General features: G+C 69.6%; 15 protein-coding genes and 1 tRNA gene. 10 read left to right on the plus strand and 6 right to left on the minus strand.

The window, feature by feature from the left end:
- Positions 1 to 104 precede the first annotated feature (104 nt).
- The 4 genes from ACW174_RS04640 to ACW174_RS04655 all read left to right on the plus strand — a co-directional run bounded on the left by ACW174_RS04640 (position 105) and on the right by ACW174_RS04655 (position 3,159).
- Positions 105 to 383 (plus strand): hypothetical protein, encoded by a 279-nt coding sequence (locus ACW174_RS04640; RefSeq protein ID WP_492016533.1) that lies wholly within the window; start codon positions 105 to 107, stop codon positions 381 to 383.
- Between the two features lie 134 nt (positions 384 to 517).
- The gene (locus tag ACW174_RS04645) at positions 518 to 796 is read left to right on the plus strand and encodes a hypothetical protein (RefSeq protein WP_492016534.1); all 279 of its coding nucleotides are present in this window, start codon (positions 518 to 520) and stop codon (positions 794 to 796) included.
- A 100-nt stretch (positions 797 to 896) separates the two neighbouring features.
- Positions 897 to 2,705 carry a tRNA (5-methylaminomethyl-2-thiouridine)(34)-methyltransferase MnmC2 gene (gene mnmC2 / locus ACW174_RS04650; RefSeq protein WP_492016535.1) on the plus strand — a complete coding sequence of 603 codons (1,809 nt, stop codon included), beginning with the start codon at positions 897 to 899 and terminating at the stop codon, positions 2,703 to 2,705.
- Positions 2,706 to 2,736: 31 nt separating this feature from the next.
- A complete protein-coding gene (locus ACW174_RS04655; RefSeq protein WP_492016536.1) occupies positions 2,737 to 3,159 on the plus strand; it encodes a DUF6491 family protein in 423 nt (140 codons plus the stop codon).
- Between the two features lie 2 nt (positions 3,160 to 3,161).
- On the opposite strand, the gene scpA is transcribed toward ACW174_RS04655, so the two are convergent.
- Both scpA and ACW174_RS04665 read right to left on the minus strand, forming a co-directional pair.
- The gene (scpA, locus tag ACW174_RS04660) at positions 3,162 to 5,300 is read right to left on the minus strand and encodes a methylmalonyl-CoA mutase (RefSeq protein WP_492016537.1); all 2,139 of its coding nucleotides are present in this window, start codon (positions 5,298 to 5,300) and stop codon (positions 3,162 to 3,164) included.
- Entirely contained in the window at positions 5,297 to 6,685 is a 1,389-nt protein-coding gene (locus ACW174_RS04665; RefSeq protein ID WP_492016538.1) for a methylmalonyl-CoA mutase family protein, read from the minus strand. Before ACW174_RS04665 ends, scpA begins: the two co-directional genes overlap by 4 nt.
- A 303-nt stretch (positions 6,686 to 6,988) precedes the next feature.
- On the opposite strand from ACW174_RS04665, the gene ACW174_RS04670 reads away from it, so the two are divergent.
- Positions 6,989 to 7,690 (plus strand): glutathione S-transferase N-terminal domain-containing protein, encoded by a 702-nt coding sequence (locus ACW174_RS04670; RefSeq protein WP_492016539.1) that lies wholly within the window; start codon positions 6,989 to 6,991, stop codon positions 7,688 to 7,690.
- Positions 7,691 to 7,780: 90 nt separating this feature from the next.
- Here the strand turns inward: ACW174_RS04670 and ACW174_RS04675 are convergent, their stop codons facing one another.
- Positions 7,781 to 8,479, minus strand: coding sequence for a pirin family protein (locus ACW174_RS04675; protein ID WP_492016540.1), 699 nt, complete (start codon positions 8,477 to 8,479; stop codon positions 7,781 to 7,783).
- A 115-nt stretch (positions 8,480 to 8,594) separates the two neighbouring features.
- On the opposite strand from ACW174_RS04675, the gene ACW174_RS04680 reads away from it, so the two are divergent.
- The 3 genes from ACW174_RS04680 to ACW174_RS04690 all read left to right on the plus strand — a co-directional run bounded on the left by ACW174_RS04680 (position 8,595) and on the right by ACW174_RS04690 (position 11,262).
- Positions 8,595 to 9,524 carry a LysR family transcriptional regulator gene (locus tag ACW174_RS04680; protein WP_492016541.1) on the plus strand — a complete coding sequence of 310 codons (930 nt, stop codon included), beginning with the start codon at positions 8,595 to 8,597 and terminating at the stop codon, positions 9,522 to 9,524.
- Between the two features lie 369 nt (positions 9,525 to 9,893).
- Positions 9,894 to 10,715: an alpha/beta fold hydrolase gene (locus ACW174_RS04685; protein ID WP_492016542.1), complete on the plus strand. Its 822-nt coding sequence runs from the start codon at positions 9,894 to 9,896 to the stop codon at positions 10,713 to 10,715.
- Positions 10,716 to 10,863: 148 nt separating this feature from the next.
- Positions 10,864 to 11,262, plus strand: coding sequence for a c-type cytochrome (locus ACW174_RS04690; protein WP_492016543.1), 399 nt, complete (start codon positions 10,864 to 10,866; stop codon positions 11,260 to 11,262).
- Between the two features lie 100 nt (positions 11,263 to 11,362).
- On the opposite strand, the gene ACW174_RS04695 is transcribed toward ACW174_RS04690, so the two are convergent.
- Both ACW174_RS04695 and cpdR read right to left on the minus strand, forming a co-directional pair.
- Positions 11,363 to 11,437, minus strand: a tRNA-Val gene (locus ACW174_RS04695).
- 126 nt (positions 11,438 to 11,563) lie between these two features.
- Complete coding sequence (cpdR, locus tag ACW174_RS04700; protein ID WP_492016544.1) at positions 11,564 to 11,923, minus strand: cell cycle two-component system response regulator CpdR; 360 nt, start codon at positions 11,921 to 11,923, stop codon at positions 11,564 to 11,566.
- A gap of 145 nt (positions 11,924 to 12,068) precedes the next feature.
- On the opposite strand from cpdR, the gene ACW174_RS04705 reads away from it, so the two are divergent.
- Positions 12,069 to 12,929: an N-formylglutamate amidohydrolase gene (locus ACW174_RS04705; protein ID WP_492016545.1), complete on the plus strand. Its 861-nt coding sequence runs from the start codon at positions 12,069 to 12,071 to the stop codon at positions 12,927 to 12,929.
- Positions 12,930 to 13,179: 250 nt separating this feature from the next.
- Here the strand turns inward: ACW174_RS04705 and ACW174_RS04710 are convergent, their stop codons facing one another.
- Positions 13,180 to 13,863, minus strand: a complete 684-nt coding sequence (locus ACW174_RS04710; RefSeq protein ID WP_492016546.1) for a DUF599 domain-containing protein — start codon at positions 13,861 to 13,863, stop codon at positions 13,180 to 13,182.
- A gap of 167 nt (positions 13,864 to 14,030) precedes the next feature.
- Between ACW174_RS04710 and ppa the strand changes: the two genes are divergently transcribed.
- Positions 14,031 to 14,588: an inorganic diphosphatase gene (gene ppa / locus ACW174_RS04715; RefSeq protein ID WP_492016547.1), complete on the plus strand. Its 558-nt coding sequence runs from the start codon at positions 14,031 to 14,033 to the stop codon at positions 14,586 to 14,588.
- Positions 14,589 to 14,614: the final 26 nt, after the last annotated feature.

A 14,614-nucleotide genomic window follows, 5' to 3' on the forward strand; every position in this document is an offset into this window, starting at 1 on the left:
CAGATCACGGACGGGGGAACACCCCGCCCCCTCGCCGGTTTTGTTTTCGACGGACTGGAATGACGGCCGCTCAACGGGGTCGCGCGGCCGTCGGAGAACGCGCCATGAAGGTCTCCATCATTCTGCTGACCGCGACCGCCGCCCTGAGCTTGGGAGCCTGCTCGGGTCAGGACGACGCCAAGAGCCCGTCAGCACCGGCAGACGCACCCGCCCCGTCGACGGAGGCTCCGATGGGCGGCATGACGACGCCCGACCCTGCCGCCCCGCCGCCTGCGACCGTTCCGCCCACCGGCCAGCCCGCAGGCACGCCGCAAACACCGCCGACGCTGCCGGAAGAGCCCGGCATGTCCCCGGACACGCCTGCGACACAGCCCCCTGTCTGACGCACGGCCGCGATCGCCCGCGTGACAGGCGGTCACGAACCCGTGAGAATTTTGCTTGCGCTGCGTGATCATCGGAATAGCCTCCGATGCGCGGGGACTCATCGCCTCGTGAACCTTCTGAAGGATGAAACACAATGCGCATCACTGCTCTGATCGCCGCTTCGGCCGCTGCTCTGGCCCTGGCCGCCTGCCAACCGGCTGCTGAAGACAAGGCTGCTGACGCCTCGGCCGACGCCACCGCGGCCGCCGGCACCGCCACGGAAGCCGCCGCGACCGCTGAAGCCGCCGCCGCTGACGCGACCGCCGCCGCCGGCGACGCCGCCACGGCCGCCGCCATGGCCCCGGCTGACGGCGCGATGGCCCCGGCCGCCCCGGCTGCCGAAACCCCGGCTGCTCCGGCCGCCGCGCACTAAGCGAAACAGACACGGCCCCAGGGCCGCGCTCGGGAAAGGCCGCTCCATCCGGGGCGGCCTTTTTCGTTGCGCCGTGGGACAGCCCGTGTAGGTCCGGGGCATGACCGACGACCGCTCGCCCCGGCTGCACTGGACCGACGACGGTGCGCCGCAGTCAGGCCGGTTCGGCGATGTCTATTTCTCGCGCGAGGACGGACTGTCCGAAACCCGCGCGGTCTTTCTGGCGGGGTGCGGCCTGCCGGAGGGCTGGACCAACCGGCGACGGTTCACGGTGGCCGAGCTGGGCTTCGGGACCGGATTGAACATCGCCGCCCTGCTGGACCTGTGGCGCGCCGAGGGCCCGACGAGCGGGCGGCTGCACATCTTCTCCATCGAGGGCTTTCCGCTGAGCCGGGACGAGGCTGCGCGGGCGCTGTCGAACTGGCCCGAGATCGCGGAGGCGAGCGAGGCCCTGCTGGCGGCCTGGCCCGCGCCGACGCCGGGTCTGCACCGGATGGACCTGCCCGGCTTCAACGCCACGCTTGATCTGTTCATCGGCGAGGTCGAGGACGCCCTCACGCAATGGTCGGGGCAGGCCGACGCCTGGTTCCTGGACGGGTTCGCGCCCTCCACCAATCCCGGGATGTGGTCCGACGCGGTGATGGACGGGGTCGCCGCCCGGTCGGCGCCCGGCGCGCGGGTCGCCACCTTCACCGTCGCGGGCGTGGTTCGACGCGGCCTGGCGGAGCGCGGCTTCACGGTCGAGAAGCGACCGGGCCATGGCCGCAAGCGCGAGCGGCTGGAAGCCCGCCTGCCCGGCGTGGCGTCCGACGCCGCCCCGGCCTCCGTGGCGATCCTCGGCGCGGGGATCGCGGGCGCATCCCTGGCGCGCGCCTTCGCCGACCTCGGCCTGCGCTCCACGGTCATTGAGGCGGACCGGCCAGGCGCCGGCGCGTCCGGCTTCGCCGCCGCGCTGGTGACGCCTCGGCTCGACGCCGGGGATCGGAGCATCGCCGCCCTGTACGCCTCGGCGCTGGAGCGGGCCGCGACCCTTTACGCCGCCGCGCCGGACGCCGTGCTGTCGAAAGGCGTGCTGCAGCTGGAGCAGGCGTCCCGCGACGCCGGACGCCACGCCAAGGTGGCCGCGCAGGATCTGTGGCCCGAAGGGGCGATGACGGTGCTGGACGCCGACGCCTGCACGGCGCGACTGGCCGAGCCGGTGGAGACCGGCGGCCTGCTGATGCGCGACGCCATGGCGGTTCGGCCCGCCGCCGTGCTGAAGGCCTGGCTGGCCCAAGCAGACCGGATTCAGGCGACCGTGGTCCGCCTCGAACGCGGGGACGGCCGATGGCGGCTGTTCGACGCCGCGGGGGGTCTCGTGATGGAGGCCGAGGGGGTCGTGCTCGCGGCGGGCTGGGGCAACGCCGCCCTGATGGGCGAGCCCGTCCTCTCGCCCGTCGCGGGACAGGCGGACGTGGTCGAGGGCGTCGAGGGCGGGCCTGTGGCCTGGGGCGGTTACGCGGTTCCGACCGGTCAGGGCCTGCTGTACGGCGCGACCCACGACCGGGGCGTGACCGATCCGGTGTCTTCTGAGGCAGCCAGCGCCCGCAATCTGGCGACGGTGGCGGCCCGCTTGCCGGAACTGGCGGCGCGGATCGCCGCCGCCGGACCGATGGTCAGCCGCACCGCCGTCAGGGCGACCACGCCGGATCGATTGCCGCTTGCGGGCGCGCTGGGGGACGGCCTGTATGTGCTGGGCGGGATGGGGTCGCGCGGCTTCTGCGCCTCGCCGCTTCTGGCCGAGCATGTGGCGGCGATGGTCATGGGGGCGCCGTCGCCGCTGGGCCGCGATCTGGCGGCGCGGGTCAGTCCGTCCCGGTTCACGGCGCCGAAGGGGCTTGCGTCAGCGCCGGCTTCGTCAGACGGTTGAGGTTGGCGGGGGCTGTTGTGAGGATCTATCCATGCGTAAGCCCGTCCTGACCTGTCTGGGTCTTTCCGCCGTCGTCCTGCTGGCGACCGCCTGCGCCCCGACCAGCGGAACCGAGACCGCCGACGCCGCGCCGTCACGCGCCCGGCAGTGCTTCAGCGTCCAGCAGGTGAACAACTTCCGTCAGGGGCGGCCGGACCAGGTCTTCCTGCGGGTCGGGCGCAATGACGTCTACGAGCTGAACGGCGCCGGGGGCTGCCGGGACCTGAACTTCGCCAACCGCCTGGCCCTTGTGCCGGACATGGGCGGCCCAGGCGGATCGCGCCTGTGCACGGACGACTGGGCGCGGGTGATCGTGCCGGGCTCGACCTCGCCCGCCGAGGTCTGCCGGGTCCGGATCAGCCGCAGGCTGACGGCCGAGGAGGTCGCGGCCCTGCCGGCCAGCCATCGCCCCTGAGGTCAGGCCTTCTGGGCGTAGCCGAGGCGGAGATTCAGCTTTTCGATCAAGTCGATAGCCGTCTCGGCGATGACCGATCCCGGGGGATAGACCGCGGCGGCCCCCATATCGAGCAGGGGCTGCACGTCCGAAGGCGGGATGACCCCGCCGACCACGATCATGATGTCGGACCGGCCCAGCTTTTCCAGCTCGGCCTTCAACTCGGGCACCAGCGTCAGGTGGCCGGCCGCCAGAGATGAGGCGCCGACGGCGTGGACGTTCCTGTCCACCGCCTCCTTCGCCGCCTCGGCCGGGGTCTGGAACAGGCTGCCGGCGGTGACGTCGAGGCCGAGGTCGCCATAGGCGGTGGCGATGACCTTCTGGCCCCGGTCGTGGCCGTCCTGGCCGAGCTTGGCGATGAGGATGCGCGGCGGCCCGCCGTCGTTCTCGACAAAGGTGGCGACCATGTCGCGGGCGCGGGCGAATTTCGGGTCCTTGCCGGCTTCCCTGGCGTAGACGCCCGACACCGTCTTCACGGTGGCGACGTGGCGGCCGAACGCGGCCTCCAGCGCGTCGGAGATTTCGCCGACGGTGGCCTTGGCGCGGGCGGCCTCGACGGCCAGTTGCAGCAGGTTGGCCTTGCCATGCGCCCCCTGTGTCAGGGCGCCCAGAGCCGCCTCGGTCGCCGCCTCGTCCCGTTCGGCGCGCAGGCGCTTCAGCTTGTCGATCTGGGCGGCCAGAACGGCGGCGTTGTCGACCTTCAGCATCGGGATGTCGTCGGGGACGTCGTTGAAATAGCTGTTCACCCCGACCACGGTCTGCTGGCCGGTGTCGATGCGGGCCTGGGTCCTGGCCGCCGATTCCTCGATGCGAAGCTTGGGAATGCCGGCCTCGATGGCCTTGGCCATGCCGCCCAGTTCCGCGACCTCGGCCATGTGGGCGCGGGCGCGTTCGGCCAGTTCATGGGTCAGGCGCTCGACGTAGAAGCTGCCGCCCCACGGATCGATGACCTTCGTCAGGCCGGTTTCCTGCTGCAGCAGGATCTGGGTGTTGCGGGCAATACGGGCCGAGAAGTCCGTCGGCAGGGCCAGGGCTTCGTCCAGCGCATTGGTGTGCAGCGACTGGGTCTGTCCGCCCGCCGCCGCCATGGCCTCGACCATGGTGCGCGAGACATTGTTGTACACATCCTGCGCCGCCAGCGACCAGCCGGAGGTCTGGCAGTGCGCCCGCAACGACAGGGAGCGCGCGTCCTTCGCCCCGAACTTCGCCACGGCCTCGGCCCACAACAGGCGGCCGGCGCGCATCTTGGCGACCTCCATGAAGTAGTTCATGCCGATGGCCCAGAAGAAGGACAGGCGCGGCGCGAACCGGTCCACGTCCATGCCCGCCTCGACCCCGGCCTTCAGATATTCGATGCCGTCCGACAGGGTGTAGGCCAGCTCCAGGTCGGCCGAGGCCCCGGCCTCCTGCATGTGGTAGCCGCTGATCGAGATGGAGTTGAACTTGGGCGCGTGCTCGGCCGTCCAGGCGAAGATGTCCGCGATGATCCGCATCGAGGGCGCGGGCGGATAGATGTAGGTGTTGCGGACCATGAACTCCTTGAGGATGTCGTTCTGGATGGTCCCGGTCAGGGCGCTGTGGGCCACGCCCTGCTCCTCCGCCGCCACGATATAGAGGGCCAGGATCGGCAGGACGGCGCCGTTCATGGTCATCGACACCGACATCTGGTCCAGCGGGATGCCGTCGAACAGGGTCCGCATATCGTAGATGCTGTCGATGGCGACGCCCGCCATGCCGACATCGCCCTTCACCCGCGGGTGGTCGGAATCGTAGCCGCGGTGGGTGGCCAGATCGAAGGCGATCGACAGGCCCTTCTGACCGGCGGCCAGGTTGCGGCGATAGAAGGCGTTGGACTGCTCGGCCGTCGAGAACCCCGCGTATTGGCGGATGGTCCACGGATTGCCCGCGTACATCGTCGGATAGGGGCCGCGATGATAGGGCGCGATGCCCGGCAGGCCGTGGATGAAGTCCAGCCCGTCCAGCGCCGAGGCGTCATAGGCGGTGGCGACGGTCAGCCCTTCCGGCGTGTTCCACGACGGACGGGTCGGGCCGGTTCCGGTGGGCGACAGGTCGAGGGGCAGGGTGGAGAATTTCGGGCTCATCGGGCGGCCTCCCCGGCTTCGAAGGATGCGGCCAGACGCATCGGCGTCAGGGGCGTGCAGGTGTCGCCGCCGCCGGTCGCGGGCGTGGCGGTCTCGGTTTCGACGGTCGTGGGCAGGGGATCGGGGTCGACGAACTGGGTGACGCCGACGATCTGTTTCCCGCCGCTGGACAGGGCGCGCTCCAGCACCTCGCGGGCGCGGGCGATGCGCGACTGGATCAGGTCGCCGGACAGGGCCTCGACCAGACCGCCCTCGGCCTCGATCACCTGGAACTCGGCCCAGCCGGCCTCGGCCAGCTCGCGGGTGCGATGGTCCAGATACCAGCTGCCCGCCGCCGGATCATCGACCCGCCCCAGACTGGCCTCTTCCATCAGCACCAGCTGGGTGTTGCGGGCCTGACGCCGGGCGAAGGCGTCGGGACGCCCCGCCGCGCGCGTGAAGCCGTCCAGCAGCACCGCGTCCGCCCCGCCGACCGCGCCAGCGAAGCCCGCCGCCGTCAGCCGCAGCAGGTTGGGCCAGGGGTCGCGGCCCGACAGCATCCGCCGCGAGGAGCGGGCCTCGATCCGGGCCGGGGTCTCGTGACCGAAGGCCGCGGAGATCGTGCGCCACATCAGCCGCAGCGCCCGGACCTTGGCGAGGCCGTCGAAATACTCCTGATCCACGGCGACGCTCAGCACCGTGCCCTTCAGGGCCGTCTCGACGGTCATGCCCGCGGCCACGGCGGCGTTGATCAGGGCGACGGCGTTGGCGGCGGCGAAGGCCAGTTCCTGGGCGATGGAGCCGCCCGCTTCGTGCGCCACCCGGCCCGAGGCCATGAAGAAGGTCGCGTCGGGATAGGCGCCGGCGTGGCGCGCCGCCGTGTTGGCCGCCAGCGTCAGGTGTTCAGTGATCGGGCGCGGCGCGACGCCCGCCTCGGCGAAGGCGGAGATCGGGTCCAAGTGGAACATCAGTTGGGCGCGCGGCGAACCCTTGGCGACGACCGCCAGCGCATTGGCCGCGTCGGGTCCGTCCAGCCCGGCGTCCAGCCCGACCGCCGCCAGCTCCAGGGCGACGCCGTCCAGCGCCCTGCCCAGCGGCTCGCTGTCGGCCAGCACGGCGCCGCCGAGCACCACCGAGGCCGCGCCGCCCTGCAGGTCGGCCAGAACGGCGGCGTTCACGGCGGCGGGGTCATCGCCCTCGATCAGGGTCCGAAGGTCCCACGACCGGCCTTCGGCGTCCGACGGACGAGGCGCCGAGACGGCCTCCACCCCGGTCGCCCCGGCATAGAGGGGACGCACCACCAGACCGTCCGCGTCCATATGGACCAGACTTTCCAAGGGCTTGTCCTTCAGCGCCTTCTCGGCGAGCGTCTTCCATTCGGCGGGGGACGGGGTCGGGAATGTCATGCCGTCTCCATTGCCCCCCTAAGGCCGCCGGGTCCAGTGAGCCGGGACCGCGAACAGAAAAACACAGTCCCATGACTCCCATGAGACCGCTTCGACCGCTTCGACCGCTTCAACCGCTTCAACCGCTTCAACCGCTGACTCCGCCGCGCGCGGATCGGCGCCGGGGCCCGTGCACGCCACAGCCGGCACAGTAGCAGGCGGGTGCGTCAGGATTGGACGTACGCCTGGCCGGGAAGGACGGGAGCCGTTGCGGTTCGGACCGGCGCGCCTACATCCAGCGGACCGCCCGACAGGATCACCGCCATGGCCGACCTTTCCGCCTTTCCGATCACCCGACGCTGGCCCGCCGCGCATCCCGACCGACTGCAGCTGTATTCGCTGAACACGCCCAACGGGGTGAAGGTCTCCATCATGCTGGAGGAGATCGGCCTGCCCTATGAGGCGCATCTGGTCGACATCACGAAGAACGAGACCTGGGGTCCTGAATACCTGTCGCTGAACCCGAACGGGAAGATTCCGGCGATCATCGATCCGGACGGTCCGGGCGGACAGCCGCTGGCCCTGTTCGAGTCGGGCGCCATCCTGGTCTATCTGGCCGAGAAGACCGGCCAGTTGATCCCGGCCGATCCGGCGCTGCGCTACGAGACCCTGCAGTGGGTCATGTTCCAGATGGCCGCCATCGGCCCGATGTTCGGGCAGGTCGGCTTCTTCAACAAATTCGCGGGCAAGGCCTACGAGGACAAGCGTCCCCTGGAGCGCTACGTGGCCGAGGCGAAACGCCTGCTGGGCGTGCTGGAAACCCGGCTGGAAGGCCGCGACTGGATCATGGGCGACTATTCGATCGCCGATGTCGCGACCCTGGGCTGGGTGCGCAATCTGGTCGGCTTCTATGAGGCCGGCGACCTGGTCGGCTGGACGGATCTGAAAAACGTCCCGGCCTGGCTGGAGCGCGGGCTGGCGCGGCCGGCGGTGCAGCGCGGGCTGGAGATACCGTCACGGGGCTGAACCCCGGCAGCGGACAAAAAAAGGGGCGGTCCGGAGGGACCGCCCCTTTTCAGTTCGGGAGGAAACAGTACGCGCCCTCCGGCCGAAGGCTTAGGCCGCGTCGACCAAGACGATTTCGGTGTCGGACAGGGCCTTCACCGTGATCGTTTCGACCTCCGAGATGGCCACGCCGTCACGGGCGTTGGCCTTCACGCCGTTGATCTCGACCGCGCCGATCGCCGGAACCAGATAGCCGCGACGGGTCGCGCCCAGCGGGTATTCGGCGGTCTCGCCGGCCTTCAGCGTCGCCGCGACGATGCGGGCGTCGGTGCGGATCGGCAGGGCGTCGCCATCGCCGTCGAAGCCAGAGGCCAGGACCACGAACTGTCCGGCGCGTTCACCCTTGGGGAAGGGCCGCGAGCCCCAGGAGGGCTTCTCGCCGCGACGGGTCGGTTCGATCCAGATCTGGAAGATCCGGGTCAGGTCCGGCTCGGCGTTGTATTCGGCGTGACGGATGCCGGTGCCGGCGCTCATCACCTGAACGTCGCCCGCTTCGGTGCGGCCCTTGTTGCCGAGGCTATCCTCGTGGGTGATCGCGCCTTCGCGGACGTAGGTGATGATTTCCATGTCCGAGTGCGGGTGGGGCGGGAAGCCCGTGCCGGCGGCGATCTCGTCATCATTCCAGACGCGCAGGTTGCCCCAGCTCATCCGCTTGGGGTCGTAATAGTTGGCGAAGGAGAAGTGGTGCTTCGCATTGAGCCAGCCGTGGTTCGCTCCACCCAGGCTGTCGAACGGTCGCAGCTCGATCATGATCTTGGTCTCCGCACGCCCCGCCGTCGGGGCCGCTGTTGCTTGACGACAAGATAGCGATCAGCGTCGGATCAGAAATAGAAACAGCTGAAACTCATCGTTTCGCAGGACGCGCATGTCGAAACTACCCGATCTCGAGGCCCTGGCCATCTTCTCCAAGGTCGCGGAGACCCAGTCCTTCTCGCGCGCCGCCGAAGCGCTGGCCCTGTCCAAGGCGACGGTGTCCAAGGCCGTCTCCCGGCTGGAGCTGAGACTGGGGACCACCCTGCTGCACCGGACCTCGCGCCGGTTCTCCCTGACCGACGCGGGCCGGACCCTGGCGGCGCGGGCGGCGCAGATGCTGTCCGAGGCCGAGGCGGCCGAGGGCGAGATGCTGGATCAGGCAGTCAAGCCGCGCGGGCTGGTGCGGCTGGCGGCGCCCATGTCGTTCGGCATGGCCTATGTGGCCCCCGCCCTGCCCGAATTCCTGGCGACCCACCCGGATGTGTCGGTCGACCTGCACCTGTCGGACGAGACGGTGGATCTGGTCGGCGGCGGCTTCGACTGCGCCCTGCGCATCGCGGCCCTGGCCGACTCCTCGATGACAGCGCGGCGGCTGCGCTCGATCCAGCGCCATCTGGTGGCGGCGCCCGACTATCTGGCCCAGCGCGGACGGCCCGAACATCCGTCGGACCTCGTCCGCCATGCCTGCCTCGGCTACGCCTATCTGCCGAACGCCGAGCTGTGGCGGTTCGTGAACAGAGCGGGCGAGGAGACGACGGTTCGCCCGCACGGGCCGTTCCGGGCCAACAACGCCGACGCCCTGACCTTCGCCCTCTGCGCCGGCCTCGGCGTCGCGCCCCAGCCGGACTTCATCTACTGGCGCGATCTGGCCGAAGGAAAGCTGGAGACGGTGATGACCGACTGGAGCCTGCCGCCGATCGCCCTGCATCTGGTCGCGCCCGGCGGCGGGCCTCGCCCAGCCCGGGTCACCGCGCTGATGGCCTATCTGGCGGCGAAATTCTCGGGGCCGCTCTGGCCGGGCGATACGGCGGGCCGCCGATGAACTTCGCCTGACACGGGATTTGATCGCCGCGTTAACTTTCACCGACCCGTGATCCGTGTCTTCATGGTGAAGCTGACCGCCTCCCCGCCGCGCAGCCCCTGTCCTGCCGCGCGTCGTTACGCCGTGCCTTCGAGTCCCGTTGATCGCGTGGCGGGATCGTCACGCCTTTCCGCGAGGCTGACCGATGACAAAGACCATCCCGCCAAGCCTCGACGCCGGGCCGAGCCCGATCAACGAGGCCGGATTAAAGGCGCACTTCCGGAAAGCTTGAGTTTCAATCGTTTCCATTTTCACCCGATCAGGACCGGGCGATGATCCTCTCGTCAAACACGAACGGCGGTCGACGCCGAACCCTCAGGAGAGACTGCAATGGCCTTCATCACCGCGAATGACGGCGCCCGGATCTTCTACAAGGACTGGGGCAAGGGGCAGCCGGTCCTGTTCAGCCACGGCTGGCCCCTGAACGGGGACGCCTGGGACGCCCAGATGCAGTTCCTCGGCTCGAACGGCTATCGCGTCATCGCCCATGACCGCCGCAGCCACGGTCGTTCGGACCAGACCTGGGACGGCAACAACATGGACCAGTACGCCGACGACCTGCAGGTCCTGATCGAGACGCTGGACCTGAAGGACATCGTACTGGTCGGCCACTCGACCGGCGGCGGCGAGATCACCCACTATGTCGGCCGTCACGGCTCGAGCCGGGTCGCCAAGGTCGTGCTGATCGGCGCCGTGCCGCCGCTGATGGTGAAGACCGAGGCCAATCCGGGCGGCCTGCCGATCGAGGTCTTCGACGGCATCCGTCAGGGCACGTCCGCGGACCGCAGCCAGTTCTACAAGGACCTGACCATCCCCTTCTACGGCTACAACCGGCCGGGCGCGAAGGTGTCGGAAGGCGTGCGCGAGGCCTTCTGGCTGCAGGGCATGATGGGCGGCATCAAGGGCCAGCTGGACTGCATCCACGAGTTCTCGGAGGTCGACTACACCCCGGACCTCGAAAAGTTCGACAAGCCGACCCTGATCATCCACGGCAGCGACGACCAGATCGTCCCGATCGACGCCTCGGGCCGCCGGTCGCACGAGATCGTCAAGGGCTCGATCCTGAAGGTCTATGAGGGCAGCCCGCACGGGCTGGCGACCACGGAGGCCGACCGCCTGAACGCCGACCTGCTGGAATTCATCCGCAGCTGAGCCCTCGCAAGGGACCGTCACGGCGGACCGGAGGGGGGGGCGATCCCCGGCCCTCCGGTCGACGCCGTCCGGGAGCCGATCGGCAATTGACCCGGATCAAGGCGTCGCCCCCCTCCCCCGGGCCAGGATGGACGGGAAGGAGTGCGTCATGCGACCTGTCGTCTTCGGCCTCGCGTTGGGCCTCGTATTTCTGGCGGCCGGCTGCGCCGCGCCGACGGATCCGGCTTACCCGGCCACGGGCGCCCGCTCGGGCGTCGCCCCCTGGGGCGCGCCGGGATCGGCGGCGAGGGGGGCCGTCCTGGCCGAGACCCGTTGTGCGGGCTGTCATGCGACCGGCCCGTTGGGCGAGAGCCCGATGCCGGCCGCGCCGCCGTTCAGGGGACTGGCTCAACGCTATCCCGTGGCCGATCTCCAGGAAGCCTTGGCGGAGGGCCTTGTCACCGCGCATCCGGCGATGCCCCAGATCACCCTCGAGGAAAAGGACATCTCCGACCTGATCGCCTGGCTCGACGCCATGGACGGCGCGGAGGTGCATCAGCGGCGCTGAGCGTCCGCCGGCTCGCGCGTGGGCGAGCAGCGCGTCCGCGGCCATGCCGGGATTCCGGCGGCTGCCCGCAGGGCGTTTTCAGATAAGCGGCTGAAAGGAATGGTGGACGCGACAGGGATTGAACCTGTGACCCCCTCGATGTCAACGAGGTGCTCTCCCGCTGAGCTACGCATCCGCCAAGACGGTTCCGAACGGGTCCGGAACGGGAAGGAGGGGTCTATAACCCAAGGGCCGCGCGAACTGCAAGGGCCAAAGAAGGGCGATTCACGCTCAATATCGTGACCGGCGCGACGGCCAGGCCTCAGGCGGCGGCGACCATCCGTTCGACTTCCCCGACGAGGTCGCGCAGGTGGACCGGCTTGGCCAGAACCTTGGCCTGGGGGCTGGCCTGGGCGGCGGACAGGGCCACGGCGGCGAAGCCGGTGATGAACATGATGCGGATGCCGGGCTGACGGGCGGCAGCGACGCGGGCCACCTCGATGCCGTCGGCGCCGGGCATGACGATGTCGGTCAGCAGCAGGTCCCACGGCCCCTGATCAAGGGCGTCGATGGCGTCATCGCCGTTTTCGCAGTCCACGACCTCATGGCCGGCGCGCTCCAGCGCACGGGTCAGGAAGCCGCGAAGCGAGTTGTCGTCTTCAGCCAGAAGGATGCGCGCCATAGGTTCTGTCGTCCGCCCCGGGTCGTATTGAACCGCGACGCTAGGCCGGGACTGGTAAACCCGCCATGAAAAACGCTGTACGGGCGAGCCGCAGTCCCCCCTCGCCTCTGTGGATGAAGCGGCGAAACAGGCTATGCGGTCGCGGATGGGCAGGACGGATACGGGCGAGACACGGGACGAGCAGGCGGCGGTGACGGTCGTGCACCCGGCCGCGCCCGGCCGACTGGTGTTCGCCTCGCCCCACTCCGGGGACCTGTATCCCGACGATTTGGACGCCGATCCGGCCCTGACCGAGGCCAGCCTGCGCAGCGCGGAGGACGCGATGGTCGACCGGCTGATCGCCGCGGGACCGGCGCGCGGCGCGACCCTGGTGCTGGCGCGGTTCGGCCGGGCCTATGTCGATCTGAACCGCGACCCGACGGATCTGGATCCGCAGCTGATCGAGGGGCTGGACCATCCGGCCTCGCCCCGGTCGGCGGCGGGCTATGGCGTCATCCCCCGGCTGAGCGGGGACGGGCGGCCGCTGTACACCCGACGAGTGACCCGGGCGGAGGCGACGGCGCGGCTGGCGCGGGCGCACACACCCTTTCACACGGCCTTGGCGACCCAGATGTCGGCCGCGCGCGCGCGGCATGGCCAGGCCGTGCTGGTCGACTGGCACTCCATGCCGGAGCGGGCGACGCGGTCGCCGGGCGGCCCGCGCGGACCGGACGTGGTGCTGGGCGACCGGCACGGCTCGTCCTGCACGGCGGCGCTGACCCGCACCGTGCGCGCGGCGTTCGAAGCCCTGGGCTGGCGGGTCGCGCTGAACCACCCCTATGCGGGCGGCTGGACGACCCAGCACTGGGGCAGACCCCAGGAGGGTTTCCACGCCCTTCAGATCGAACTGAACCGCGCCCTGTATTTCGACGAGGCGGCGCGCTGTCCGGGGCCGGGCTGGTCGCGCACCGAAAAGGGCGTGGCGCGGGTCATCGCCGCGCTTTCGACAGCAGACCTCGGGACATAAAAAAAGCCGCGCCCGAAGGCGCGGCATAAAAGTCTATAGGGAGGAAACGCCCAGGAAGGGCATGACGCCTCGCGGCGTCGAAAATGAAGTTAGGGTGCAGTGCACAAATGGTCAAGCGGGTATTTCGCGCCTGCGTTCACGCCATGTAACCGCATCCTTCCGGTTCACCTACGCAACGTAACCGGTTTCATCGGAAAAATTCACCCGGACCACACGCGGCTGCGAACGAGCATGGCCGTATCGCCGAATTTCAGGGCTCCAGCAGGCGCCGGGCGCTGCGGATGGCGCGCGCGGCGGGCGATCCCGACTGCCGCCAGACGAGCAGACAAAACGCCGCAGCCACGCCGGCCGCCAGCCACAGCGGCCCGAACAGCCACGCGGCGGCCGCCAGCGCGAAGTAATAGCCCCGCACGCCCTGGCTGAAGGCGCCCAGCGCCGGATTGAGCAGGTTGGTCGCCGCCTCGCCCAGCGCCGTGCGGTCCGCCTCGGTATGGATCTCCGGGGCCGCGCCGATCAGGGCGAGGGTGTAGTTCATCTGGCGCAGGGACCAGATGAAATCCAGCAACCCCCGCACCAGACAGATCAGGATCAGCGCCAGCTTGGCCTCAAGCACCCGCGTCGGCACGGCCTCGGCGCCCACGGAGGCGAACCCCTCCAGCGCCGTCTGGCCGCCGAACAGGATGCCGCCCACAGCCGCGATCAGCAGCAGGTTGGTTGAGGCGAAGAAGCTGGCGGAGTTGATCGAATGGCCCATCAACTGGCTGTCGACCAGCCGGATTTCGCGGTGGGTCATGGCCGTCATCCACACCTTGCGGACGATGGTCATGTCGTCGTTCAGCGTCCCGGTGCGGTGGGCCAGCAGTTTCAGCAGCGGGTCGTAACCCAGCCAGCACAGGAAGAAGAGAGCGAGCGCCGCATAGTCGAGGGGGGTCATTTTCGCTCCTGGGGCCGGTTGTCTATCGTCGCGCGCATTGCCGCCGGGCTCAAGCCGGGCCTGAGAAAACCACGGGTCTTAAGGACGCCGCCGCCTTGCTTCGGACGCCATGGAGGCCTATCACCCCGGGCCTTCCCGTTCGCAGTTGCAACATAGACGAGCCCGTCATGAACCTCGACGCCATTCCCGTCGGCCCGAACCCGCCCTGGGACATCAACGTCGTCATCGAAATCCCGCAGGGCGGCCTGCCGGTGAAGTACGAGATGGACAAGGCCTCGGGCGCCCTGTTCGTCGACCGCTTCCTGCACACCGCCATGTACTATCCGGGGAATTACGGCTTCATCCCGCACACCCTGTCGGATGACGGCGATCCCTGCGACGTGATCGTGCTGAACCCGACCCCGGTGGTGCCGGGCTGCGTCATCCGCTGCCGCCCGATCGGCGTGCTGAAGATGGTCGATGAAGCCGGCGGCGACGAAAAGATCCTGGCCGTGCCGGTCGACAAGCTGAACCCCTACTACACCGACATCGCCAGCTACCGGCAGCTGCCGGCCATTCTGGTCGAGCAGATCGAGCACTTCTTCACCCGCTACAAGGATCTGGAGAAGGGCAAGTCGGTCACGGTCAAGGGCTGGGGCGACGCCGGTGAGGCCGCCGAGCTGATCGCCATCGGCATCAAGGCGCATCAGGACAAGCTGAAGGCCAAGGCCGCCAACGCGGCCTGATCCGTCAGGCAGAAAACAGAAGGCCC

The organism is Brevundimonas sp. AVps31 (assembly GCF_058681355.1).

Coding starts and splice junctions, on each gene's coding strand:
- ACW174_RS04670 (WP_492016539.1), top strand. CDS start 6,989: ATGGCCGACCTTTCCGCCTTTCCGATCACCCGACGCTGGCCCGCCGCG.
- ACW174_RS04690 (WP_492016543.1), top strand. CDS start 10,864: ATGCGACCTGTCGTCTTCGGCCTCGCGTTGGGCCTCGTATTTCTGGCG.
- ACW174_RS04705 (WP_492016545.1), top strand. CDS start 12,069: ATGGGCAGGACGGATACGGGCGAGACACGGGACGAGCAGGCGGCGGTG.
- ACW174_RS04685 (WP_492016542.1), top strand. CDS start 9,894: ATGGCCTTCATCACCGCGAATGACGGCGCCCGGATCTTCTACAAGGAC.
- cpdR (WP_492016544.1), bottom strand. CDS start 11,923: ATGGCGCGCATCCTTCTGGCTGAAGACGACAACTCGCTTCGCGGCTTC.
- ACW174_RS04680 (WP_492016541.1), top strand. CDS start 8,595: ATGTCGAAACTACCCGATCTCGAGGCCCTGGCCATCTTCTCCAAGGTC.
- mnmC2 (WP_492016535.1), top strand. CDS start 897: ATGACCGACGACCGCTCGCCCCGGCTGCACTGGACCGACGACGGTGCG.
- ACW174_RS04645 (WP_492016534.1), top strand. CDS start 518: ATGCGCATCACTGCTCTGATCGCCGCTTCGGCCGCTGCTCTGGCCCTG.
- ppa (WP_492016547.1), top strand. CDS start 14,031: ATGAACCTCGACGCCATTCCCGTCGGCCCGAACCCGCCCTGGGACATC.
- ACW174_RS04710 (WP_492016546.1), bottom strand. CDS start 13,863: ATGACCCCCCTCGACTATGCGGCGCTCGCTCTCTTCTTCCTGTGCTGG.
- ACW174_RS04655 (WP_492016536.1), top strand. CDS start 2,737: ATGCGTAAGCCCGTCCTGACCTGTCTGGGTCTTTCCGCCGTCGTCCTG.
- ACW174_RS04675 (WP_492016540.1), bottom strand. CDS start 8,479: ATGATCGAGCTGCGACCGTTCGACAGCCTGGGTGGAGCGAACCACGGC.
- ACW174_RS04665 (WP_492016538.1), bottom strand. CDS start 6,685: ATGACATTCCCGACCCCGTCCCCCGCCGAATGGAAGACGCTCGCCGAG.
- scpA (WP_492016537.1), bottom strand. CDS start 5,300: ATGAGCCCGAAATTCTCCACCCTGCCCCTCGACCTGTCGCCCACCGGA.
- ACW174_RS04640 (WP_492016533.1), top strand. CDS start 105: ATGAAGGTCTCCATCATTCTGCTGACCGCGACCGCCGCCCTGAGCTTG.